Source organism: Microbacterium sp. NPDC057741 (assembly GCF_042798735.1).
GTDB lineage: Bacteria > Actinomycetota > Actinomycetes > Actinomycetales > Microbacteriaceae > Microbacterium.
Genome location: NZ_JBHVJW010000005.1, coordinates 164,768 through 186,772 on the forward strand (window position 1 = coordinate 164,768; position 22,005 = coordinate 186,772).

Genomic DNA, 22,005 nt, shown 5'->3' on the forward strand with positions numbered 1-22,005 from the left:
CAGTGTAGGCGCGGATTGCGGCGCCCAGCCCAGTCCTAAGCGCCCCGCCTAAGCTGTTCAGGTGAAGAAGCTGCCGCCCCTCCTCGTGTACACCGTGCTGCGTCTGCTGGCGTTCCTGGTGCCGCTGGCGATCCTGTACTTCTTCTTCCCGATCTTCCAGGAGTTCTGGTGGCTGGCGGCCCTGTTCGCCGCGCTCATCGGCATGAGCATCTCGCTGCTGTTCCTGCGCACGCCGCTGTCGGCCACCTCGCGCGACATCTACGAGCGGCGCGCGGCGCGCAATCCCGCCAGGCCGACCGACGAGGACATCGAGGACGACGCAACTCCCGAGGCACCGGAGAAGCCCTCCGAGAGTTGACGAAGAAGGAGCGGATGCCGAGTCCACGGCATCCGCTCCTCTCGATCAGCGTCTGCGGAACGTGACGTGAATGACGCCGCTCTCGGCGACCTCGCTGGTCACCTCGCAGCTCTCCTCCAGCCCGCGCAGGTCCTGCCAGAGGCTCGCGCCGCGGCCGAGCAGGATCGGCACGATTCCGACGTGCAGCCTGTCGACGAGCCCCGCGGCCAAGAACTGCCGGACGGTCTCGACGCCGCCGCCGATCCGCACGTCCTTGCCTGCGGCAGCCTCGGTGGCCCGCCGCAGAGCCTCCTCGGGTGTGGCCTGGAGGAAGTGGAACTCGGTGCCGTTGTCGAAGGAGATCGGAGGGCGCGGGGTGTGCGTGAGCACGAGGACGGGCGCCCGGAACGGCGGCTCCTCTCCCCACCAGCCGCGCCAGTCCGGATCCTCGCCGTGGTCGTGCAGGCCGAACATGCCCGCACCCATGATCTCGGCGCCGATGCCCTCGAAGTAGGCGGCGGCGTACTTCTCATCGACGCCGGTGGTACCCGCTCCCGAGGTGTCGCCGAACACGCGCTCCTGCATGGTGCGGGTCGCGGTGTATGCCGCGACCAGGCGACCCCAGTCGTCGCCGAAGGGGTTCTCCGGTGTCTGATCCGTCGTGGTCGCGTAGCCGTCCAGCGAGATGTTCAGATCGACGCGTACGCTCATCGATGCTCCTCTCAGGCGTTCGCCGGGTTGCTGGCTGCGCCGTCCAACCAGAGCGTGTCGGAGGCATCCGCATGCGGGCCGTCGCTGCCGACGTGCTTGGCGCTGATCTGCGGGCCCTTGGTGATCACGTGCACGAGCGCCATCCCGTAGCCGCGGGACAGGTCGTAGTCGGTCTTCAGCCACTCCAGGATCGGGGTGGCCTTGGTGCCGGGGCCGAAGCCCTTGTCGGTCGCCAGTTCGATGAACTGGCGCGGGGTGAGACCGGTCTTGGTCTCGATGTTGTCGAGGTATGCCTGGAAGGACAAAGGTTCTCCTGTCAGAGGTCGGTCTGGATGATGACGGCGGAGGCGTGGATGCCGATGAGACGCATCGTGCCAGTGCCGGTGTTGGTGAACTTGTGCGGCACGTAGGCCGGCCCGGTGACCGTGTCACCGGCGGTGGCGACGATCTGCTCGTCGCCGACGACGAATGTGACGTCACCCTCGAGCACGACCCACGTCTCGGGGTACGGGTGCCAGTGCAGCGAGGCACCCTGGCCCGGCTGGTTGTCGATGTAGAAGTACGAGATGCCTGCCCCGTGGTCGCTGCCCGGGAACCGGCGGCTGTTCCCCGTGCCCAGGCGGATCTCATCCGGCGCGACGAGCGTGGGAACGGCGAGTGTCTCGACCATGATGTGCTCCTTTCCGTGCGGTGCTCTCACTCTTCCGCCCCCCGACCGCGAGCCCCTAGAGTTTCGATGTGGATCGAAACACCCGCCCGCGCGAAGGGGTCGAGAGCTCTGACCACCGGGTGGACTTCCGGCTGAGCCCCGGTGACATCCAGGCCGTGCGGTTCGGTGTCTCACCCGGGCACGAGTTCGCGCATGCGGTGCGCGCGCTGCTGCGTCCCGCGGAGCATCCGCTGCAGTGGGGATGGCTGAAGCAGGTGCGCGAGTCCGTTCCCCGCGAACCGTTCAGCCTGCTCGCGCAGGTGATCGGCGCCGACGGGTACATGCCGGACTTCCTCACCACGGACGCTCGCTGGGACCTGACGCCGGCGGAAGAGCTCGCCGCGCTGCGAGTCGCGCCCGTGCCCGGCATCCTCGTCGACCTGGCCAAGATGATCCAGCGATCCTCCGGCGAGCGGCAGCAGGCGCTCCGCCGCATGCGGGCCGAGCCTGAGCGCGCCCGCGCCCTGATCGCAGACGCCTGGGAGCAGGTGTGGGATGCTGCGGTCGCCCCGGTCTGGCCCCAGCTGGAGCGGATGCTGCGCGCAGACATCGCCGTGCGCGCTCGGACCGTCACCGCCGACGGCCTCGCCGCCATGGCCGGCGGACTGCACCGCACAGTGCGCTGGAGCGACGGCTCGGTGCGAGTGCAGCTGCGCAGGCACAGCGAGGACGTCGACTGCCGTGGCAGCGGACTCGTGCTGGTGCCGTCCGTGATGTCGTCCTGGGGATGCATGGTCATCACGGAGCCCCCGGCGCAGCCCACGCTGTTCTACCCCGCCCGCGGCGTCACCTCCGGCTGGGCGCGGGACTCCGCCGACCTCGCACAGGCGCTCGGCGCCCTGGTCGGGCCGGTGCGCGCGGACATCCTGCTGCAGGCGCATATCGCGCGCACGACCTCGCAGGTCGCCGCGGATGCCGGGATCGCCGTGTCCACCGCATCCCATCATCTGACGGTGCTGCGCGATGCCGGCCTGCTCACGAGCTCCCGCGAGGGGAACCGGATGCTGCACCTGCGCACAGCGCTCGGCGAAGCGCTCGTCGGTGCTGGGCTCTGAGCCGTCAGCGCTCGGGCGGGAATCTCTGGACGACGAGCGCGATGTCGTCGTGCGGCTTGGCGAAGGTCCACGTGTCTCGGGCGTCCTCGGCGGTGCGGATCTCGCCCGCGATCTCGGCCAGCCGACCCGCAGAAGCCAGCTCGGCGAAGCGCTCGAGCGTGTGCGCGCCGACCAGCTGGAATCCCCGGGTGCCCCCGTCGGACGACGCCACGATCGCGGCGAGCTCCGCGATCGGCGTGCGCCCGGTGAGGGCCCGCCGCGCGGCGTCCGGATCGGTCTGCGCGCACCAGAACCCGCCCTCGACGTTGCGCCTCTCGTCGAGCGCGCGGAACCGGGCCGCGGCGATGTCGGCGAGCGCGTGCGCGCCGTCGCCGAGCATCTCGGCGGCGCGGCGATCGACCGCCGCGTTGATGCGATCGTCGGTGATCTCCGTCGCGGTGCCGTCACGGTGCGCGAGCACGATCGAGGCGTCGCAGAGCACGAGATGCTCCACGTCGTCGCCGTCGACTCGCCAGGCCGCGACCGTGGCGCTCGGTGAGCCGTCGTGCAGATCGCAGGTGCCGCGGTGCGCGGCGGTGACCTCTTCGATCGCTGCGCCCAGCGCCTCGGTCATGGCCACCGAGCGGTGCTCCAACCGCACGCGGAAGGCCTCCGCCAGCATCCGGGCGTACCAGGCGACCGAATGCCCGCAGCCGCGCCGCATGCTCTTCGGGAGCCCGGCCCCGTCTACGACGACGGCGATGCCCTCGCCCAGTGCGCAGGCGTCCTCGCTCTCGCGGCCGGGCTCGGCGGGTAGAGCGAAGAGCTCCATCAGCCGACCAGAGCCCAGTAGATCAGGCCCGCCCAGGCGAGAGAGGAGAGCGAGGTGAGGCTCAGGGCGATGATGAGCTCGCGGGCCTGCCGGTAGGTCCACACGATGAGGATGGCGGGCAGCACGGCCAGCAGCACCAGCAGCGAGATCCACGCGATCGGGTACAGCAGCGCGTAGAGCACCGAGAACGCGAACGGGATGAGGACGAAGAGCGTGTAGATCACCCGGGTCGCCGTCTTGCCGATCAGCACGGTGAGTGTGCGCTTACCCACCTCGCGATCCTGGTCGATGTCGCGCAGGTTGTTGGCCAGCAGCACGGCGCAGGCGAACAGTCCGGCGCCGACCGCGCCGATCCAGGCCTCGAGGGGCAGCGCGAAGACCTGCACCCACGTGGTGCCGAGCGTGGCGACCAGGCCGAAGAACACGAAGACGAACAGCTCGCCCATCGCGTTGTAGCCGTAGGGGCGCTTACCCCCGGTGTAGAACCAGGCGGCGATGATGCTGACGGCGCCGACCGCCAGCATCCACCACTGCTGCGTGCGGATGACGATCGCGAGGCCGACCAGCGCGGCGAGCGCGAAGAACACCAGCGCGACCAGAAGCACGCGCTTCGCCGGCACCCGGCCCGAGGCGGTGAGCCGCGCCGGCCCCACCCGATGGGCGTCGGTGCCGCGGATGCCGTCGCTGTAGTCGTTCGCGAAGTTCACGCCGATCTGCAGCAGCACGGCGACGGCGAGGCAGGCCAGAGCGATCACCCAGTGGAACAGGTGGTCCACGGTCTGTGCGGCGCCGGTTCCGATCACGACCGGCGCTACGGCCAGCGGCAGCGTGCGCAGCCTGGCCGCGCCGATCCAGTCGCCGACGCGGACGGGGCCCTGCTCGATCACCGGGCGCTTGGCCGGGTTTCCGCTGGTGCCGCTCTTCTTCTTGATCTTGCTGCTCTTGCCGGATGCCACGTCCGGAATCCTACTGGCCGTGTCGATGACTGCGATCCGAGCGGATACCCGGGGCAGCGGCATCCGCTCGGATCACGGATCACTCGGCGTAGCTGGTGTCGCCGACCTTCTCGACGGTCCACGCACCCTGCGCGTAGGTGAGCGTGCTGACCGCACCGTTCTCGAGGCCGGCCGCGGGCGTCTGGGCGCCGAGCGACTCGAGCAGGCACATGATCGACATGCCGCTCGACACGGCGAGGATGCTGCCGCCGTGCCGCATCGGCAGCCGGCGGTCGGTGACCGCGGCCGTGAGTGCGGCGTTCATGCGATCCGCGACCTGCTGCCAGGTCTCCGTCGTCGCCGCGGGAATCGGGTTGGTGGCGACGAACGCGTCGATGATGTCGGCGAGGGCGTCGCCCTTCACCGCGGCCATCAGCTTCGGGTAGGCGGTGGACTGCTTCTCGCCCTCCCACCCGCCGTACGCGACCTCGCGCAGCCCTGCGACGCGGGTCGCGGTGAGCGACGAGCGGGCCGCGGAGAGGATGCCTGAGGCCGTGTCGAAGTGGCGTGTCATGTCGGCGGAGTACGCGGCGTCGAACCCGCCGATCTCGGCGGCGAGATTGTGACCGACCTTCCGTGCGACATCCACGCCGGCCTCGGTGAGCGGAGAATCGGCCCAGCCCTGGATGCGACCGGCGCGGTTCATCCAGGTCTGGCCGTGCCGCACGAGGTGGACGGTGACCGTGCGGTTCGGCTGCGGGGCCGTCGCAGCGCCTGCCGAAGCCCCTGTGCCGGTGACGACGGCGCCGGTGAGGGCCGCGGCGCCGAGCGAGATGAGGGCGGTGCGGCGGGACATGTCGGGCATGGTATCTCCTTCGATACAGCGGGGATCAGAAAAAACAAAACAATGTTCGGGATTCAAATGCTATCGGTGTTCGGTATTGGAGCGGAAGTCCCTGCCCTGATCCCCGCGACGGGTACCCTCGAAGGGTGACCGATCAGCCCGCGCGCCCCCTCTACCCGCAGGCGACCTCCGTGGCGGAGTTCGCGCAGAACCTCGCCGAGGTGCGGGCGAACATCGCCGCCGCCGCGGAGCGGTCGGGGCGCGACGCCTCCGGCATCCGCCTGCTGGCCGTGAGCAAGACCGTCCCCGAGGAGCGCCTGCGCCTGGCGATCGAGGCGGGCGCGACCGACCTTGGCGAGAACAAGGTGCAGGAGGCGAAGCGCAAGGCCGAGAACCTCGCCGACCTCGACCTGCGCTGGTCCGTGATCGGGCACCTGCAGACCAACAAGGCCAAGGACGTCGTGGCCTTCGCCGACGAGTTCCAGGCGCTCGACAGCATCCGTCTCGCGGATGCGCTGGACAAGCGCCTGCAGGCTGCGGGGCGATCGCTCGACGTCTTCGTGCAGGTGAACACCTCGGCCGAGGAGCAGAAGTCCGGCATCGAGCCGGAGGACGCCCTCGCATTCCTCGAGGAGTTGAAGCACCGCGACAGCCTGCGCGTGCAGGGGCTGATGACCCTGGCCCTGTTCACCGACGAGACCGAGCGCGTGCGCGAGTGCTTCCGGATCCTGCGCGGCGTGCGCGACCGTGCGCGGGAGCGCGACCTGGTCGGCCCCGGCGAGCTGTCCATGGGCATGTCCGGCGACTACCAGGCTGCGATCGAGGAGGGTTCGACCGTTGTGCGCGTCGGCCAGCGGCTCTTCGGCGCACGGGCCTACCCGGCCTGACCCCTCACGCTCCGACCATCCGGGCCGGCATCTCTGCCGCTCCGGTCGCGATGGATGCGGGTGTTTCCGCGTACGACCCGCAACGAGTGAGACGGGAGCTGAGGAGAAGCGTCAGTCCCTCGCGGGGACGATGGGCCTGTTCTCGTAGAAGGTCTGCAGCACCACGGTCGTGCGGGTGCTGACGTTCGCCGCGAGCCGGATGTCGCGGACCAACTGCTCGAGCGCGCGCGGTGACGGCACCCGCACGAAGAGCATGTAGGCGGCGTCGCCGGCGATCGAGTGGCACGCCTCGATGGCGTCGAGGTGCTCGAGCAGCTCCGGCGAGTTGTCGGGCTGCGCCGGGTCGAGCGGCGTGATCTCGATGAACGCCGACAGCGGCTTTCCGACCTGCTCGGGGTCGAGCAGCGCGCGATAGCCGGTGATCACGCCACGGGACTCCAGGCGCTTCAGCCGCGCCTGCACCGCCGAGGTGGAGAGTCCCACGGTCTCAGAGAGCTGCGCCAGGGTGACCCGGCCGTCCGCGGAGACCTCGGCAACGATCGAACGGTCGACGGCATCATCCATACGTGGAATAATAGCGGTAGATACCGGCTCATGCCGGAAAATTTCCGCCTCATCGACGATCGGAGGTCCCGATGTCCACTCTCACTCCCACCACTCACGCCATCATCGGCGATAAGGCCGAGCGCCGCCCTGAGCGAGCGAAGCGAGCCGAAGGGGTCGTCGAGGATGCCACCACAGCTGAGACCAGCGCCGCCTGGCTGCAGCTGAAGGACGCCGCGATCGCGATGCGCGCGCTGCAGATCAAGGACGGCTCTATCCCCGAGGCGGCCGATCGCGAGAAGGCCAAGGAGCTCGTCGGCGCCATCACCGCCGGCATCCGCGCCCTCTCCCCCGCCTTCCCGCACGACGCCGAGTACCTCGCGGCATCCGTGAAGGACTTCGACCGCTGGGCGGACGAGGACTTCGGCGTGCCGGACTTCCTGGACTCCCTGGTGGCCTTCCAGCCCCAGCAGCACCGCGTGGACGGCATCCGCCACCTCGTGATCTTCCCGATGTACACGCAGAACGGCTCGAGCGACCGTCTCGTCGAGGCGCTCATCGTCGAGACGATCTGGCCGGAGTTCATCGCCGACCTCGAGGCGGGCGACTACGGCAACAAGCTGTTCGTCTCGCTGCGCCTGGTCGACTTCACGCCCGGCTACGACACCAACTCGGCCGTGCTGTTCCCCGAGACCGTCGCGATGCGCGAGATCCCCTCGTTCACCTGGGGCGCGATCTTCCAGGACCGCGAGGCCGCCCGCTACCGCCGCGTCGTGCGCGCGGCGACCGCGATCACGAACCTCGACCTGCCCGAGCGCGCCGCCGCGATGCTCGACGACCAGGCTCGCACCGAGAAGACGTTCGTGATGTGGGACATCATCCACGACCGCACGCACATGCGCGGTGACCTGCCGTTCGACCCGTTCATGATCAAGCAGCGGATGCCGTTCTTCCTGTACTCCCTCGAGGAGATGCGCTGCGACATGACCGCGTTCCGCGAGGCGGTGAAGATCGAGCGCTCGCTCGACGCCCGCATCGAGGCAGGCGAGCAGCTGACTCCGAGCGAGCTCGAGATGCACGACTACGCGGGACTCGTGCAGTACGCGGTGATCTTCGACCGAATCTTCCGGTTCGCAATCACCGGCACCCGGGTGCGCAACTACGACGCCGTCGGCGGCCAGCTGCTGTTCGCCTGGCTGCACCAGCACGGCGTGCTGCACTGGACCGACACCGCTCTCGCGTTCGACTGGGAGAACGTGCCGGACGCGGTGGTCGCGCTCGGCGATGCGATCGACGACCTGTACTGGCACTCGATCGACCGCCCCAAGGTCGCGCACTGGCTGGCCGCGTACGACCTGGTCCGCGGCACGCTGACCCCGCACCCGGCGTCGCAGTGGGCCCGCGGGCTGTCCGACGAGATCCTCGCCGGCGCACCCAAGGGCTACACCGACGCGGTGATGGACGACGAGTTCCCGCTGTCGATGTTCTTCGAGACCCTCGACAAGAAGATGAAGCCGGTCATCGAGTCCACCGTGGGCATCCGCGGCACCGACGACTGAGACTCTTCACTTCCGCTCCGGTCTCACTGACTGCGGGTGCCGGTTCGGTCGGACCCGCATCCATGGAGACCGGAGCACCGGGAGTGCGGATGTGGGAAGGTGACTGCATGAGTGTGTCGGGGAAGACTGTTCTGCTGGCGGGGGCGACCAGCGCGTCCGGGCTCGCGCTCGCGAGCGCTCTGACCGACGCGGGTGCCCACGTCGTCACAACGGGCCGCTCGGCCGACCGGCTCGCGCCGCTGTCGGATGCCGGGGCGCAGACCGAGATCGCCGATGCGACCTCGCTCGAGGAGATGACCGCGCTGGCCGCACGTCTCGGTCCCGTCGACGGTGTGATCCCGCTTGTGGGCGGCTGGCGCGGCAGCGGCGGTCTCGCCGGGCAGAGCGATGACGACCTCGCGGCGCTGCTGCCGGCCTTCGCCGCTGTGCGTGCCACCAGCCGCGCCTTCGACGCGGCGCTTCGGGCATCTGATGCCGGTCGTTTCGCGATCGTGTCTTCCACGGCCGTCGCCCGCCCGTTGGCCGGCGGGGCGAACTATGCGAGCGTCAAGGCCGCGAGCGAGACCTGGGCGCGGTCGGTCGCGCAGGGGTTCGCGAAGGCCGCACGGGATGCCGGGGCGCCGCTGCGCGCGGCATCCGTCGTGTTCCGCGCCAAGGGTGCGCTGGAGCCGGGCCTGCTGGTATCCGCCGTTCTCGGCCTGTGGGACTCCCCCGCCGAGGAACTCAACGATCGGATCGTCGACCTCGGCCCAGCCGCCTGACCAGGCGGATCGCTGGCGCGGTGAGTGCCATCAGGAACATCGCCAGATAGCCGATCGCGGGCACGGTGATCGCGACTGTCAGCGCGATCGCGAAGAGGACCACGACGACGATCTCCGAGACGATCCCGGCGCGCAGGTTCTCTCCGGAGATGTCGTGCAGCTCCGGATGCCGCAGCAGGTACATCCTGGTGATCATCAGCACCAGCGACGCGGCGATGAGCGTGCCGACGTAGAGCGACTTCTGCGCGGCGTCGTCGGGCATCGACCCGATCATCGCGGTGGGCACCGGCAACCAGACGATCGTGAACATCCAGGCGATCGTGATCCAGATCAGTGTGGGCGATGTGCGTTCGACCCGATCGTAGATGCGATGGTGCGTCACCCAGAACGACGCGATCAGCACGAAGCTCATCGCGAAGCTGATCAGCTGCCCGGTGTCCTCCTGCAGGTACTCGAGCACCGTGACGCCCTCACGTCCGAGGTCGATCACGCCCTCCATGAGCGGCAGGATCAGCAGCGTCATCGCGATTGCGACGACCCCGTCGGTGAAGGCCTTCAACCTATCGGCGGGCAGCAGCGTACGCGGGGTGTCGGTCTCGGTCACCCGGGAATGCTCTCGCGTCGTGGAAGTACCGTCAAGCGCGCCACGCGACCGGCGGCGTCTGCTCGCAGGCGCCACTCGGCGAGTGAAATGATCGATCCATGCACAGCGAGAATCGGAGCAGCTCCGATGCACATGAAACCGACGCCACCCGTCGCGCCCGCGCTGAACGCTTGAAGGAGCGCATCTACGTGGTGTTCGTCGCACTCGCGGTGGTGATCGCACTGCTCGCGCATCCGCCCGCCCCCGGCAACGCCCTCTTCACTCTGCTGGTCACCACGCTCGGAACGCTGCTCGCGGTGTTCGTCGCCGACGTGCTCGCCCACGCCGTGTCCTCGAACCGGATGATGACCAGACACGAATTGCGGCACGCCCTGTTCGTGAGCTTCGGTGCTTTCACCGCCGTGACGATCCCCGTGCTCGCGTTGCTGATCGCGCTGGCCGGCTGGTGGACGATGGAGGTGGCTCTGCGAGTGTCTGCCGTGGGACTCGTGGCCTCTCTCGTCCTGATCGGCTATCTCGCGGTACGGCGGATTCCTTTGACCTGGTGGCAGCGCGCACTCGCGCTGGCCGGCGAGGCAGCGATCGGCATCGTGGTCGTCGCCCTGCAGTCCCTCGCCCACGGCTGAGCGAATCACCCCGACGAGAGGACTCCCGTGGACCCCATCCTCGTGACCGTGCTGACCCTGATCGTCGCGGTCGTGCTGTTCATCACGAACCTCGTGCCTCCGCCGGTGACGGCGGTGCTCGTCACGTTGACGCTGTTCCTCACCGGCACGTTGACGTTCGAGCAGAGCGTGGCAGGGTTCGGTGATCCGATCATCATCTATCTCGCGTGCCTGTTCATAGTGAGCGAGTCGTTGGATGCCACCAGCGTGACTGCCTGGGCCGGCCAGGTGCTGGTTCGGCGGATCGGAGATGACCGAGTGAAGGTGCTCGGGGCGCTGATGCTCCTGTGCGCAGCCTTCACGGCGCTGATCAGCGTCGACGGCGCGGTCGCCGCGCTCGTGCCGGTCGCGGTGATGCTGTCGACCCGCATCGCGCAACCTCCGTCCAAAGTGATGATCCCACTCGCCTTCGCGGCGCACTCCGCGTCGATGCTCACGCTGCTGGGGTCTCCGATCAACGTGATCGTCTCGGAGATGGCCGAAAGCGCCGGCGCGCGTCCGTTCGGGTTCTTCGAATTCGGGTTGGTCGGGTTGCCGCTGGTCGCCGGCACGATCGCGATCGTACTGACGTTCGGCCAGAGGCTGCTCCCCGAACGGGTGCCTGAGAACGCGCCGAAGGACCTCAGCCGCTACGCCGAGCGCGTCGCGGACGACTATGCCGTCCCCTCGGCGGAGACAGCCCTTTCCTACGAGGAGGGTGTGGCCGAAGCCATCATCACCCCGCACTCGACGCTGATCGGCGAAACGGTGTTCCCCGGTATGCAGACCGACCAGGGGCGCCTCACCGTCGTCGGCGTGACGCGCGATGGACGCTCGCTGCCTTCAGCAAGCCTGCGCCCCGGCGATGCCGTGCTCCTGCGCGGGTCGTGGGATGTCCTGGACACCCGGTCGAGCCTGCCGGGCATCGCCGTGGTCGAGATGCCGGAGCAGATCCGCCGGCAGTCCGTGGTGCTCGGGGCACGCTCGTATGCCGCGGTCGGTGTGCTCGCCGCGATGTGCGCACTACTGGCGACCGGTGTCTTTCCTCCGTCGATCGTCGTGCTCATCGCAGCCGCCGTGCTCGTCGCATCGCGGGTGCTCACAGTCGGTCAGGCGCAGCGCTCGGTGCAACTGACCACTCTCGTCGTCGTGGCCGGGATGATCCCGCTTTCCACTGCCATCCAGACCTCTGGCACCGCGGATCTGATCGCGAACTGGCTGGTGTCGGCGTTCGGCGGCGGCTCACCGCAGCTGCTGCTGCTCGGCATCGTGCTGGTCGTCGTGGTTCTCGGGCAGTTTCTGAGCAACCTCGCCACGGTGCTGATCGTCGCGCCGATCGCGTTGTCCGTGGCCGAATCGGCTCAGATCTCTCCGTTGCCGCTGTTGATGGGGATCGCCGTGGCCGCCGCTGCGGCCTTCACCACACCGATCGCCAACACCGCGAACCTGATGATCCAGGGGCCGGGCAACTACCGCTTCGGTGACTACTGGCGAATCGGGCTGCCGATGGTGGTCTTCTTCGTGGCCGTGGCGACGTTGCTGGTACCGGTGATCTGGGCGTTCTGAGCGAAGACGCCGTCACCGGGGAATGCTCTCGCGTCGTGGAAGCACCGTCAAGGACGGCGCCCGCGGCTCAGTCGCTCGCCGTCCCGGGTTCGGGACGCCCGGCGGGAGCTGACGGATCGACCAGACCACCGCGGGCGGTCAGCGGAGTGGCGTCGGATGCCGACTCCCCGACATCCGCACCCGACGCGGGCGGTTCGCCGTCCTCGTTCTCGTACGAAGCGCTGAGCCGGCGGTAGGCGCGGGTCGTGAACGCGAACAGGGCGAGCGCGATCGTTGCGAGCCCGGCGAAGAAGAAGATCAGTGCGATGCCGCGCGCCCGACCGTCGCCGACCAGCCAGCCCCAGGTCTGCTGCCCCTGCGCCGACTCGACGAACGGGATGATCGCGTATTGCGCGATCGGTGCGATGAGGAACGCCGTGATCGGCGCGGCGGACGCCTCCATCGCCGAGGCGAAGCCGAAAACCCGACCCTGCCGCTCGAAGGGCACGACCTTCTGGATCACGGTCTGCTCGGCGGCCTCGACAGCGGGGATCAGCGCCATGTAGACCCAGATGCCGAACACGTACAGCGGCCACCAGTCCCGGATGGTGAAGACGGCGCCGAGCGCTCCCATACCGATGACGAGCACCAGCATGGTGCGGATCGGGTTGCGCCCCAGGCCCTTGGCGGCGACGATGGCGCCGCCGACCAGGAAGCCGGTGGATGCCACGGCGAGCGCGATGCCCCACAGCTGCACCGACATCAGCTCGAGCCCGTAGGGGTCCATCAGCGCCATGTAGACGCCGCCGATGAGGTTGTTGAACATCGAGAAGAACAGCAGAACGAACAGGCCGGGCACGGCGCGGATCGAGCGGATGCTGCCGCGCACGTCCATCGCCGAAGGGGCGTCCGGATCGATGGTCGGCTTCTCCTCCGGGATGCGCACGAACAGGATGTGCACGAGCGAGACCACGGTCAGGCCGACCGCGATCACGAGCGTGCCGCCCATGCCGAGGAAACCCACGGCGAGGCCGCTGAACACGCTCGTGACGAGGAAGGCAAGCCCCTGCACGGTGCCCACCATGCCGTTCGCGTTGGCGTGCCGCTCGACCGGCACCAGCAGCGTGACGGTGGTGGACAGCGCGATGTTGCGCATCTGCTCGACCACGGCGCCGAACAGGATGAAGCCGCAGAACACCCAGAACCAGGGGCCGCCGAAGTCGATCAGCGCGCTCTCGGGCTGCCACAGGTAGACGACACCGGCTGCGAGGAAGGCGACGGCGGTGACGGCGCTCGAGAAGACGAACACCGCGCGCTTGCGGTGCCGGTCGACGAAGGTGCCGAACACGATCGAGAAGACCGCGATCAGCAGCATGTAGGCGCCGCCGACGATGCCGGTCGCCATGACGTTCCTGGTCTCGAGGTACACCCAGAAGGTCAGCGCGAACCACAGGAAGCTGGTGGTGACGTTGGCCACCATCGTGTTCACCAGCACCTGCAGGAAAGTGCGCATGGGTCGAGGGTAGGCGGGAGCACGGACATCAGGCCTCGAACCGTACACAATTTGGTATTCAGTCCTAGGATCGGTGGGAGTCGATGCCACACGAAGGAGTGCCGCATGCGGATCCGCCGCCCCCTGGTCGCCGTCCTGACCGCCGCCGTACTGATCGCGCTGCAAGCCATCGCCGATCCGACCGGGCTGCTCGCTCTGGTGGGCTGGCCCGGCGGCACGCCGCGAGTGGACCTCTGGTGGCCGATCGCCAGATACGTCGTCTTCGTACCGGTGATGCTCGGGATGCTGTGGTGGGGCGCCGTCCGCACCGGCGGACGCTTCTGGACGATGACCGCCGTCGGAACCCTCTCCGTGCTGATCGCGCAGGCTGCGACCGTGCTGGCCATGACCCTGGATCCGCTGCTGGCCGGTTGGGCGGCGGGCTACGTGACGGCCAAGGCTGTGCCGGCTGCCCTGATCATCGCGGCCGTCACCCGGCTCGCCGGCGGGCGTCCGGTAAAGGGCGGGCGCCAGAGCAGCTCCGCTCGCAATCGTCGCGGGTCCTCGCCGGCGCAACCCGCATCCGGTGAGACCGGAGCATCACGCGCACCCGCATCCGGTGAGACCGGAGCATCGGGGGCGTCGGCTGTCCCGGTGTGGCCCGCGGCGATCACGGTCGCCGCCCTAGCGCCCGTGCTGGGCGGCTCATGGTGGACGGGTGGGGCGTACGCCCCACTGCTTCCGGCGCCGCGGGTCGAGCACGGCGTCGTGCTGCTGACTGCGGGGGTCGCGCTGCTCGCGATCGCCGCCTGGCTCGGCATCCGCTGGTGCCGGCGGCGTGTGCCGGGGTTCCTGGGCACATGGGCGGGCGCGATGGTCGGAGGCGGGCTGTTCGGGCTCGTCCTCGCCCTGCTCGCGCTGATCGTCGACAACGGGTTCACCGGAGAGCTCGCCCCGCTGCTGAACGCGTACATCTTCATCGCCGACGGGATGTCGTTCGGCGCGGCCGTGGGATGGATCGCCGCAGTCGTCGCCCTGCTCGCGGATCGTGTCCGCACACGTCCCATCGCCGGCGCAGACGAGAGCGCTGCGCGCCGATCGGATGTCGCGGATACTCCGCGCGACGCGCACATCTCTGCGGGAAGCGCACGTCGCACAAGCGCCCGCCCCGTGTCCGTGGTCGCGGGTGCAGCGGTGCTCGCCGTCGCGGTGACCGCCGGCACGATGCTGCATCCGCCCGTTCAGCGCGCCGAGGCCGACGACGTGCCCGCCGGCTTCCTGCGCGTCGAGGACGGGCGCATCGCCGACGGCGAGGGCAATCAGGTGCTGCTGCGGGGCGTGAACGTCAATCAGCTGGTCGACTTCTATCAGGCGCGCCCCGAGGTCCCAGCCACCCGTCCGCTCACCGAGCAGGACTACGCCGACATGGCCGCGCTCGGCTTCGACGTCGTGCGGCTGAACATCTCGTGGTCCGCGCTGGAACCGAAGCAGGGCAGCCTCGACCCGACATATCTCGGCAAGATCGAGGAGGCCGTGGGGTGGGGCAAGGCGCACGGCATCCGCACGGTGCTGGACATGCACCAGGACGGATGGTCGAACGCGCCGACTCAGCCCGGCGACGTGTGCCGCCCCGGCATCGACCCGATGTGGGGCTATGACGGGGCTCCGGCCTGGGCGACGCAGTTCGACGGCACCCCTCGGTGCTCGTTCACCGGCCGCGACATCTCCCCCGCCGGCGACCGCGCCTTCGAGCACTTCTGGTTCGACACCGACGGCATCCAGTCCGCGCTGGTGCGAACCTGGGGCGAACTGGCCGGCGTGTTCGCCGACGAGCCGGCCGTAGCCGGCTTCGATCTGCTGAACGAACCCGGGTTCGGCGAGACCGCGCCGGTGACCACCTCGGCGCAGCTCGGCCGGTTCTGGTCGCGCGCGATCGACGCGATCCGCGAGGCCGGCGCACCGCAGATCGTCTTCGTCGAGCCCAGCATCCTGTGGTCGGGTCTCGGCATCGACAGCGGTCCGGCCCTCGGGTTCACGGCGGACGCGAACGTGGTCTTCTCGCCGCATCTGTACGCCGAGTCGATCACGATGGACCACTCCCTCGGCCTGCCCACGATCATCGGCATCGAGCGCCAGTTCGAGGCCGCGCAGCGGGTCGCCGACGAGCACGACATGATCCTCTGGTCCGGCGAGTACGGCTACTGGGGCGACGACGCATCCATCCGCGAGCGGATGACCCGGTACGCGGCCGAGGAGGACCGGAGGATGCTGGGCAGCGCGTACTGGGTCTGGAAGCAGTCCTGCGGCGACCCGCAGAACGGCATCGGACCGCTCGGCCTTGCCCTGGTGCCGGAGGACTGCAAGACCGGCGAGAACGCACCGGGCAACGAGGACCTGCTGCGACTGCTCAGTCGCGCCTACCCGCAGTCGGCCCCGGGGCGGATCACGTCGCTCGCATCCGCCGAGACCGGCGCAGACGGCCGGCTCGCGCTGTCCGGCACGACGCCCGAGCACGGATGCGGGCTGCGCGTATGGGTCCCCGGCACCGCGGAGCCGGAGGTCACGAAGTCGACCGGCCTCACGGACATCGCCTCCGAGCAGGTCGACGGTGGATGGATGCTGACCGGCTGCGCCTCGGGCGAGTACGCGATGCGCATCCGCTGAGAAGTAGGCTTGTCCGGTGAGCGTTCTGCATGACACCGCCGTGCGCGGCTTCGCATCCGACAACTACTCCGGCATCCACCCCGAGGTGCTCCAGGCGATCGCGGAGGCCAATGCCGGCCACCAGATCGCCTATGGCGAGGATCAGTACACCGAGCACCTGCAGGAGGTCTTCCGCGGCCACTTCGGTGACGGCGTGCAGGCCTTCCCGGTGTTCAACGGCACGGGGGCCAACGTCACGGGGCTGCAGTCGATGCTGCCGCGCTGGGGCGCGGTGATCGCGGCCTCCACCGCGCACATCAACGTCGACGAGGCCGGCGCGCCCGAGAAGGTCGGCGGCTTCAAGCTGCTGACCGTCCCCACCGACGACGGCAAGCTCACCCCCGAGCTGGTCGACCGGGAGGCCTGGGGCTGGGGCGACGAGCACCGCGCGCAGCCGCTGGTCGTGTCGATCACGCAGTCCACCGAGTTGGGCACGCTGTACACCGCCGATGAGATCCGCGCCCTGGCCGACCACGCGCACGGCCACGGCATGAAGCTGCACATGGACGGCGCCCGCATCTCGAATGCGGCGGCCGCCCTCGACCTGCCGCTGCGGGCCTTCACCCGCGACGCCGGCGTCGACGTGCTGAGCTTCGGCGGCACCAAGAACGGCGCGATGCTGGGCGAGGCCGTCGTGGTGCTGAACCCCGAGGCATCCGACGGGCTGATCTTCGGCCGCAAGTTCAACATGCAGCTGGCGTCGAAGATGCGGTTCGTCTCGGCGCAGCTGATCGCCCTGCTCGAGGGCGACCTGTGGCTGCGCAACGCGCGGCACTCGAACGCGATGGCGCGGCGCCTGCGTTCCGAGGTCGAGGCGGGCCTCGCCGACGGCACCGTGCGCGGCGTCTCGTTCTCGCAGCCCACGCAGTCGAACGGCGTCTTCGCCGTGCTGCCCGAGGGCGTCGCGGACGAGCTGCGCAAGAGCTTCCGCTTCTACGACTGGGATGCCGCCAAGCGCGAGGTGCGCTGGATGTGCAGCTTCGACACTCAGGAGTCCGACGTCGACGCCTTCGTCGCGGAGCTGGCACGCCTGACGACGGCCTGAGCCGAGAACTCCATGCCGAGAGACCCCGGCCTGCGCACACGCGCGGACCGGGGTCTCTCGGCGTGAGAGGCGCCTCGGCCATCCGATGCTCGACGGTCAGCGTGCGGCGTAGGCGCCGAGCACCGTTGCGGTGATCGTGTCGGCCGCGTCCTCCGCACGGAGCCGCCCGGCCTCGACCTCGACCGAGGCGCCCTGCATGATCATGCGGAGCACGCCGACCAGCCAGTCCTCGGGCAGATCGGTGCGGAACACGCCCTCGCTGCGCCCGCGACGCACCAGTGCCAGGACCCGCGCCGCCGGAGCCTCGTGCAGCCGGCGCAGCTCGTCGTCGTCGAGCACATCGAGGGCAGCCGTGGCGACGGCTCCGATGCGGCCGATCTGCTGCCAGCTCGCAGCGATGAGCCGCCCGAGCGCGCGGCCGGGGTCGCCGGACGTGTCGACTGCCGAGAGCACCTCGTCCCCCTCCGCGATCGCTCGCTCCACGACCGCGCGCAGCAGCTCCGGTCGTGAGGAGAAGTGCGCGTAGACGGTGACGCGGCCGACACCGGCCGCCGCGGCGACATCCGCCATCCGGGCATCCGGAGCAGTGGAGAAGACACGGATCGCGGCGTCGACGATCGCCGTGATGTTGCGCTGCGCGTCCGCGCGGCGGGCACGCGGCGGGGTCTCGACCGTCATCTCAACTCCTCTTGTCGTACACCAGTGTACGAGTTATTCTCCTTGTAACCCGAACACCCGTGTACAGGAAAGGAGGCGGCCATGAGCACCACGGTGGTGGAGCCGCGCCGCGGCCGGGCCGTCCTCGGCATCGCCCTCCCCGTCGCCGCCGGAGTGATCGCGGCCTTCGCCATCGGATCGCAGACCGGCGTCGCCCCGGTGATCATGGTGTGCGCGGCGATCTACCTGTTCGCCGCCGCGATCGGACGCCGGTGGGCGTCGTGGGCGGGCTTCGGCATCTCATTCCTCGTTCTCGCACCCGGGTTCGTCCTCGGCGACCCGTGGATCCCGATCATCTCCCTCGGCGCGATCCAGATCGTGCTCGTGATCGTCGGCCTGGTGCGCGGCGCCTGGCGAACCAGGGTCAACCTCCTCCAGCTGGCGGGCGCTGTGCTGTTCAGCGCGCTCGCCGTCGCCGCGGCGGCCGGAGCCGCGCCGTGGGCCGGCATCGTCACGGTCGTCGCCCTGCTCGCGCACGGCGCGTGGGACCTCTGGCATCATCACCTCGATGCCGTCGTGATGCGCTCCTACGCGCTGTTCTGCGCGGCCCTCGACATCGTGCTGGCCGTCGTCGTCGCCGTCGCCATGATCGCCGGCGCCTGACGCACATGCCCTACCGTCCGAGCCGCGGAGGACGGATGCTGGAACAGCACGCCACCAGCACGAGAGAGGTCACGATGAACCACGACGTGATCGTCGCCCAGAGCGGCTTCGACGAGGCGGAGCCGCGCTCATGAACGCGCCGGCCGTCTACCCGGACCTCGACGGCAGGGTCGCGGTGGTCACAGGCGGCTCCCGCGGCATCGGCGCGGCGACCGCGCTGGCGCTCGGCGCGAACGGCGTGCGGGTCGCGGTCGTGGGCCGTGATCAGGAGGCACTGGACCGCACGGTCGCGGAACTCTCCGCGCAGGGATCCACGGCCCTCGGCGTGCTCGCCGACTGCACCGTCGAGGCCGACCTCGCCCGGCTCGCCGGCACGGTGGCCGAGCGCCTCGGCCCGCCCGACATCCTCGCCGCCTTCGCCGGAGGGAACGGCATGCCCGTGCCCACGGCGCAGGAGAACGGGGTGCACTGGCGCGAGGTGCTCGACTCCGACCTCACCTCGGTGTTCCTCACGATCTCGGCGTTCCTACCAGGGATGCTGGAGTGCGGCGGTGGCACGATCATCACGATGTCCTCGTCGGCAGGGCGCCAGGCCGCGAAGTCCTCCGCCGCCTACGCCGCCGCGAAGGCCGGCGTCGTCGCCCTGACCCGGCACCTGGCCGGCGAGTACGGTCCGCAGGGGATCCGGATCAACAGCATCGCCCCGGCATCCGTCGAGAACGACCGGATGCGCGCCTGGACCACCGAGGAGCAGCGTCAGGAGATGGGCGCGACCTTCCCGCTCGGGCGCATCGGCCGCCCCGATGACGTCGCCGCCACGGCCCTGTTCCTCGCCTCGGAGGCCTCCGGATGGATCACGGGCGTGACGGTCGACGTCACGGGAGGAAAGGTCATGCTCTGAGACCCGTCCGGCGGCTCAGCGACCGGAGAGGTGCTCGCGGTACGCCTCGACGTTGAACGGACGCCCCAGGAACGACTCGACCAGGTCGGCCGCATCCCTGCTGCCGCCGGGCTCGAGAATCTCGCGACGGTAGCGCGCGGCCGACTCGGGGTCGAGCAGACCGGTGAATCCGGTCAGGAGGTCGCGGGCGATCACGAGGCTCCACTGGTACGTGTAGTAGCAGGAGCCGTAACCGGTCAGATGGCCGAACGCGGCATAGTGATGCGTGCCGGGGAGCCTCGTCACGGGGGTCGACACTTCGTACCAGTGATCGGTCGCCGCGGCGAGATCGGCCGGGCGATCGACGTGCAGGTGATACGACACGTTCGCGTGTCCCAGTTGCGTGCGCACGAGCAGAGCGCGGCCGAAGGCATCGGCTTCGCGCATCCTCTCGACCAGCTCGGCCGGGATCGGCTCAGCCTCGTCGTTCACCGCGAAGGCCTGCAGCACCTCGGCATCCCACACCCACTCCTCAAGCATCTGGCTGGGAGCCTCGACGAAGTCCCACTCGGTGGCGACACCCGAGAAGGCGACCCATTCCTGGTCGCCGCCGAGGATCTCGTGCACGAGGTGCCCGAACTCGTGGAAGAAGGTCTGCACCTGGCGGTGCTCCATCAGCCCGGTCGGGAAGTTGCACACGAGACCCGCCTCCGGCAGCACCCGCCCGCGCAGACCGGGTGCGAGCCCGAAGCAGGCCGCGTGGTTGAACTTGCCCTCACGAGGGTGCAGGTCGAGGTGGATGCGGCCGATCCTGGCGCCATCGCGCAGCACGTCGTAGGAGCGCACGTCCTCGTGCCAGGTCGGCACGTCGACCGGTTCGTAGACGATGTCGAACAGGCGTCCGGTGGTGGCGAGCAGACCGCTCAGCACGCGGTCGAAGGCGAGGTACGAGCGCACCTCCTGCGAGTCGACGGCGAAGCGCTCGGCGTGCATCCGGGTCAGCAGGTACAGCTGGTCGGCGGCAGTCACGGCCTCGGCATCCGGCTCCTCCTCGCGCAGGCGCGCGAGGAGGAAGTCGTACTCCCGAGCGGATGCCGCGGCCGACGCCTCGTCCACCTCGTCGAGGAAGGCCGCGACGCGGGCACTGGAGCCTGCCATCCGATCCTCGGTCTCGTAGTCGGACCAATTGCCGTAGCCGAGCAGGTCGGCGCGCTGCTGGCGCACCTCGAGCAGTTCGGCGAGCACGGCGTCGTTCTCGGGCCAGGCCAGGTCGGCGCGGGCCGCTGTCAGTGCCATGCGGGTCGCGCGGTCGGAGGCGTAGTTGCTGACCGGCATCACGTCGGTCGCGTCGGTGGACAGCGCGACGAGCCCGTCGTCGCCCACCGGATGCTGCGCCACGAAGTCCTCCGGCAGCCCTGCGAGCCCCTCCGGTGCCACGCGGATCTCGCGACGCCCCTCACGGATGTTGCGCGAGAAGGCCAGGCTGAGATCGCTGTCGCGCGCGGCCAGCTCCAGTGCCCTCTCGCGGGTCGCCTCGTCGCGGTCGGCGCCGCCGCGGCGGAAGTCGCGCAGCAGGTGCTCGCGCACACGCGCGGCATCCGCGTCGAGCCCTTCGTGGTCTGTGGCGGCGAAGATCGCGGCGAGCTCGGCATCCGCCATCAGTTCCGCGCTCTTCGCCTCGCCCGCGGCGACACGGGCCTCGGCGGCCTCGCGCACCTCACGCTCGGGGTGCACCTCGCTGAGCACCTCTGCCTCGGCGCGCACCCGGTGCACCTCGAGCCTGATGTCGTTCCAGATCGCCAGCGTCTCGAGCGTCGTGCGCGGGGCGCCGTCCTTGAGGACGCCGACGAGCTCGTCGGCGCGCGCGAGCCTGTCGTCGGATCGGGTGCTCGCGAAGGCGAGCCAGTCGGCGGACGTGGTCGGGAAGGCGATGGGTTCGGTCACCCGAACGAGCCTAGACCCGGTGTCGACGCCGCTCAGCGGAGCAGACCGAGGTGCGCGAGCGCCTGACGGATGAGGGTGCCGCGGCCGCCCTCCATCTCCGCCCAGACCGCGTCGGACGCAGCCTCCTCCGGCGTGAACCAGGTCACCTCGAGGGCGTCCTGCCGGGGTTCGCAGGTGCCGGTCACCGGCACGACGAAGGCCAGCGAGACGGCATGCTGGCGGTCGTCGCTGTAGGCGCTGACCCCGGGGATCGGGAAGTACTCCGCGACCGTGAACGGGTCGGGCGAGGGCGGCAGCAGCGGGAAGGCCATCGGACCGAGATCGTTCTCGATGTGCCGGAACAGGGCGTCACGGATGGTCTCGCCGTAGCGCACGCGACCGGAGACGACCGTGCGCGTGATCTCGCCGAGCGGCGTGGAGCGCAGCAGCACGCCGAGGGAGGTGACCTGCCCCGAGCCGTCGGTGCGCACAGGCACGGCCTCGACGTAGAGCATCGGCAGCCGGCGTCGTGCCTCTGCGAGTTCGATCTCGGTCAGCCAGCCCGGATTGGAATCGGACTGAGGCGCGCCGTCGAAACCGAAGTCGCCATCGGGGTCGGGATCGGGTGTGCGCACCGCCATGAGACCTTTCTACCAGCAGGGGCACACGAACGCGGGAGGTCCGCGTCGGCGCCCGC

23 protein-coding genes are annotated in these 22,005 nt (G+C 69.6%); 11 read left to right on the plus strand and 12 right to left on the minus strand.

Annotation, left to right across the window (positions count from 1 at the left end; all coding sequences use genetic code 11):
• Positions 1-61 precede the first annotated feature (61 nt).
• Complete coding sequence (locus tag ACFVDO_RS16065; RefSeq protein ID WP_378856535.1) at positions 62-358, plus strand: DUF4229 domain-containing protein; 297 nt, start codon at positions 62-64, stop codon at positions 356-358.
• Positions 359-403: 45 nt separating this feature from the next.
• On the opposite strand, the gene ACFVDO_RS16070 is transcribed toward ACFVDO_RS16065, so the two are convergent.
• From ACFVDO_RS16070 to ACFVDO_RS16080, 3 genes are read right to left on the minus strand one after another with little or no spacing between them, the layout of a single operon-like run.
• Positions 404-1,048: a dihydrofolate reductase family protein gene (locus ACFVDO_RS16070; RefSeq protein WP_378856537.1), complete on the minus strand. Its 645-nt coding sequence runs from the start codon at positions 1,046-1,048 to the stop codon at positions 404-406.
• A gap of 11 nt (positions 1,049-1,059) precedes the next feature.
• Positions 1,060-1,353, minus strand: coding sequence for a DUF4287 domain-containing protein (locus tag ACFVDO_RS16075; protein WP_378856539.1), 294 nt, complete (start codon positions 1,351-1,353; stop codon positions 1,060-1,062).
• An 11-nt stretch (positions 1,354-1,364) separates the two neighbouring features.
• On the minus strand, positions 1,365-1,718 hold the full coding sequence (locus ACFVDO_RS16080; protein ID WP_378856541.1) for a cupin domain-containing protein: 354 nt from the start codon (positions 1,716-1,718) through the stop codon (positions 1,365-1,367).
• Positions 1,719-1,786: 68 nt separating this feature from the next.
• Between ACFVDO_RS16080 and ACFVDO_RS16085 the strand changes: the two genes are divergently transcribed.
• Positions 1,787-2,812 carry a DUF5937 family protein gene (locus ACFVDO_RS16085; RefSeq protein ID WP_378856543.1) on the plus strand — a complete coding sequence of 342 codons (1,026 nt, stop codon included), beginning with the start codon at positions 1,787-1,789 and terminating at the stop codon, positions 2,810-2,812.
• Between the two features lie 4 nt (positions 2,813-2,816).
• Here the strand turns inward: ACFVDO_RS16085 and ACFVDO_RS16090 are convergent, their stop codons facing one another.
• The 3 genes from ACFVDO_RS16090 to ACFVDO_RS16100 all read right to left on the minus strand — a co-directional run bounded on the left by ACFVDO_RS16090 (position 2,817) and on the right by ACFVDO_RS16100 (position 5,423).
• Positions 2,817-3,623, minus strand: coding sequence for a hypothetical protein (locus tag ACFVDO_RS16090; protein ID WP_378856545.1), 807 nt, complete (start codon positions 3,621-3,623; stop codon positions 2,817-2,819).
• Positions 3,623-4,579 carry a 1,4-dihydroxy-2-naphthoate polyprenyltransferase gene (locus tag ACFVDO_RS16095; RefSeq protein WP_378856547.1) on the minus strand — a complete coding sequence of 319 codons (957 nt, stop codon included), beginning with the start codon at positions 4,577-4,579 and terminating at the stop codon, positions 3,623-3,625. The genes ACFVDO_RS16090 and ACFVDO_RS16095 overlap by 1 nt, the downstream gene beginning before the upstream one ends.
• A 79-nt stretch (positions 4,580-4,658) precedes the next feature.
• Entirely contained in the window at positions 4,659-5,423 is a 765-nt protein-coding gene (locus ACFVDO_RS16100) for a histidine phosphatase family protein (RefSeq protein WP_378856549.1), read from the minus strand.
• Between the two features lie 125 nt (positions 5,424-5,548).
• Between ACFVDO_RS16100 and ACFVDO_RS16105 the strand changes: the two genes are divergently transcribed.
• Entirely contained in the window at positions 5,549-6,289 is a 741-nt protein-coding gene (locus ACFVDO_RS16105; RefSeq protein ID WP_378856551.1) for a YggS family pyridoxal phosphate-dependent enzyme, read from the plus strand.
• Between the two features lie 111 nt (positions 6,290-6,400).
• Here ACFVDO_RS16105 and ACFVDO_RS16110 read toward each other — a convergent pair whose 3' ends face one another.
• A complete protein-coding gene (locus tag ACFVDO_RS16110; protein ID WP_378856553.1) occupies positions 6,401-6,853 on the minus strand; it encodes an Lrp/AsnC family transcriptional regulator in 453 nt (150 codons plus the stop codon).
• Between the two features lie 71 nt (positions 6,854-6,924).
• Between ACFVDO_RS16110 and ACFVDO_RS16115 the strand changes: the two genes are divergently transcribed.
• Positions 6,925-8,391, plus strand: coding sequence for a DUF6421 family protein (locus tag ACFVDO_RS16115; protein WP_378856555.1), 1,467 nt, complete (start codon positions 6,925-6,927; stop codon positions 8,389-8,391).
• Between the two features lie 107 nt (positions 8,392-8,498).
• On the plus strand, positions 8,499-9,152 hold the full coding sequence (locus tag ACFVDO_RS16120) for an SDR family NAD(P)-dependent oxidoreductase (protein WP_378856557.1): 654 nt from the start codon (positions 8,499-8,501) through the stop codon (positions 9,150-9,152).
• Here ACFVDO_RS16120 and ACFVDO_RS16125 read toward each other — a convergent pair.
• Entirely contained in the window at positions 9,115-9,756 is a 642-nt protein-coding gene (locus ACFVDO_RS16125) for a TMEM175 family protein (protein ID WP_378856559.1), read from the minus strand. The two genes, ACFVDO_RS16120 and ACFVDO_RS16125, sit on opposite strands and share 38 nt — an antisense overlap.
• Before the next feature lie 188 nt (positions 9,757-9,944).
• Between ACFVDO_RS16125 and ACFVDO_RS16130 the strand changes: the two genes are divergently transcribed.
• Both ACFVDO_RS16130 and ACFVDO_RS16135 read left to right on the plus strand, forming a co-directional pair.
• The gene (locus ACFVDO_RS16130; RefSeq protein WP_378856561.1) at positions 9,945-10,382 is read left to right on the plus strand and encodes a hypothetical protein; all 438 of its coding nucleotides are present in this window, start codon (positions 9,945-9,947) and stop codon (positions 10,380-10,382) included.
• Positions 10,383-10,409: 27 nt separating this feature from the next.
• Positions 10,410-11,966 carry an SLC13 family permease gene (locus ACFVDO_RS16135; protein WP_378856563.1) on the plus strand — a complete coding sequence of 519 codons (1,557 nt, stop codon included), beginning with the start codon at positions 10,410-10,412 and terminating at the stop codon, positions 11,964-11,966.
• 67 nt (positions 11,967-12,033) lie between these two features.
• Here the strand turns inward: ACFVDO_RS16135 and ACFVDO_RS16140 are convergent, their stop codons facing one another.
• Complete coding sequence (locus tag ACFVDO_RS16140) at positions 12,034-13,458, minus strand: MFS transporter (protein ID WP_378856565.1); 1,425 nt, start codon at positions 13,456-13,458, stop codon at positions 12,034-12,036.
• A gap of 105 nt (positions 13,459-13,563) precedes the next feature.
• Here ACFVDO_RS16140 and ACFVDO_RS16145 point away from each other — a divergent pair, with 105 nt between their 5' ends.
• Together ACFVDO_RS16145 and ACFVDO_RS16150 are read left to right on the plus strand one after the other, a co-directional pair.
• Positions 13,564-16,101: a cellulase family glycosylhydrolase gene (locus ACFVDO_RS16145; protein ID WP_378856567.1), complete on the plus strand. Its 2,538-nt coding sequence runs from the start codon at positions 13,564-13,566 to the stop codon at positions 16,099-16,101.
• A 16-nt stretch (positions 16,102-16,117) separates the two neighbouring features.
• Entirely contained in the window at positions 16,118-17,185 is a 1,068-nt protein-coding gene (locus tag ACFVDO_RS16150) for a threonine aldolase family protein (protein ID WP_378856569.1), read from the plus strand.
• A 96-nt stretch (positions 17,186-17,281) separates the two neighbouring features.
• Here ACFVDO_RS16150 and ACFVDO_RS16155 read toward each other — a convergent pair whose 3' ends face one another.
• A complete protein-coding gene (locus ACFVDO_RS16155) occupies positions 17,282-17,863 on the minus strand; it encodes a TetR/AcrR family transcriptional regulator (protein ID WP_378856571.1) in 582 nt (193 codons plus the stop codon).
• A gap of 81 nt (positions 17,864-17,944) precedes the next feature.
• Here ACFVDO_RS16155 and ACFVDO_RS16160 point away from each other — a divergent pair, with 81 nt between their 5' ends.
• Entirely contained in the window at positions 17,945-18,505 is a 561-nt protein-coding gene (locus ACFVDO_RS16160) for a hypothetical protein (protein ID WP_378856573.1), read from the plus strand.
• Between the two features lie 130 nt (positions 18,506-18,635).
• A complete protein-coding gene (locus tag ACFVDO_RS16165) occupies positions 18,636-19,406 on the plus strand; it encodes an SDR family NAD(P)-dependent oxidoreductase (protein WP_378856575.1) in 771 nt (256 codons plus the stop codon).
• Positions 19,407-19,421: 15 nt separating this feature from the next.
• Here the strand turns inward: ACFVDO_RS16165 and ACFVDO_RS16170 are convergent, their stop codons facing one another.
• Positions 19,422-21,329 (minus strand): M3 family metallopeptidase, encoded by a 1,908-nt coding sequence (locus ACFVDO_RS16170; protein ID WP_378856577.1) that lies wholly within the window; start codon positions 21,327-21,329, stop codon positions 19,422-19,424.
• A 32-nt stretch (positions 21,330-21,361) separates the two neighbouring features.
• Positions 21,362-21,949, minus strand: a complete 588-nt coding sequence (locus tag ACFVDO_RS16175; RefSeq protein WP_378856579.1) for an NUDIX hydrolase family protein — start codon at positions 21,947-21,949, stop codon at positions 21,362-21,364.
• Positions 21,950-22,005: the final 56 nt, after the last annotated feature.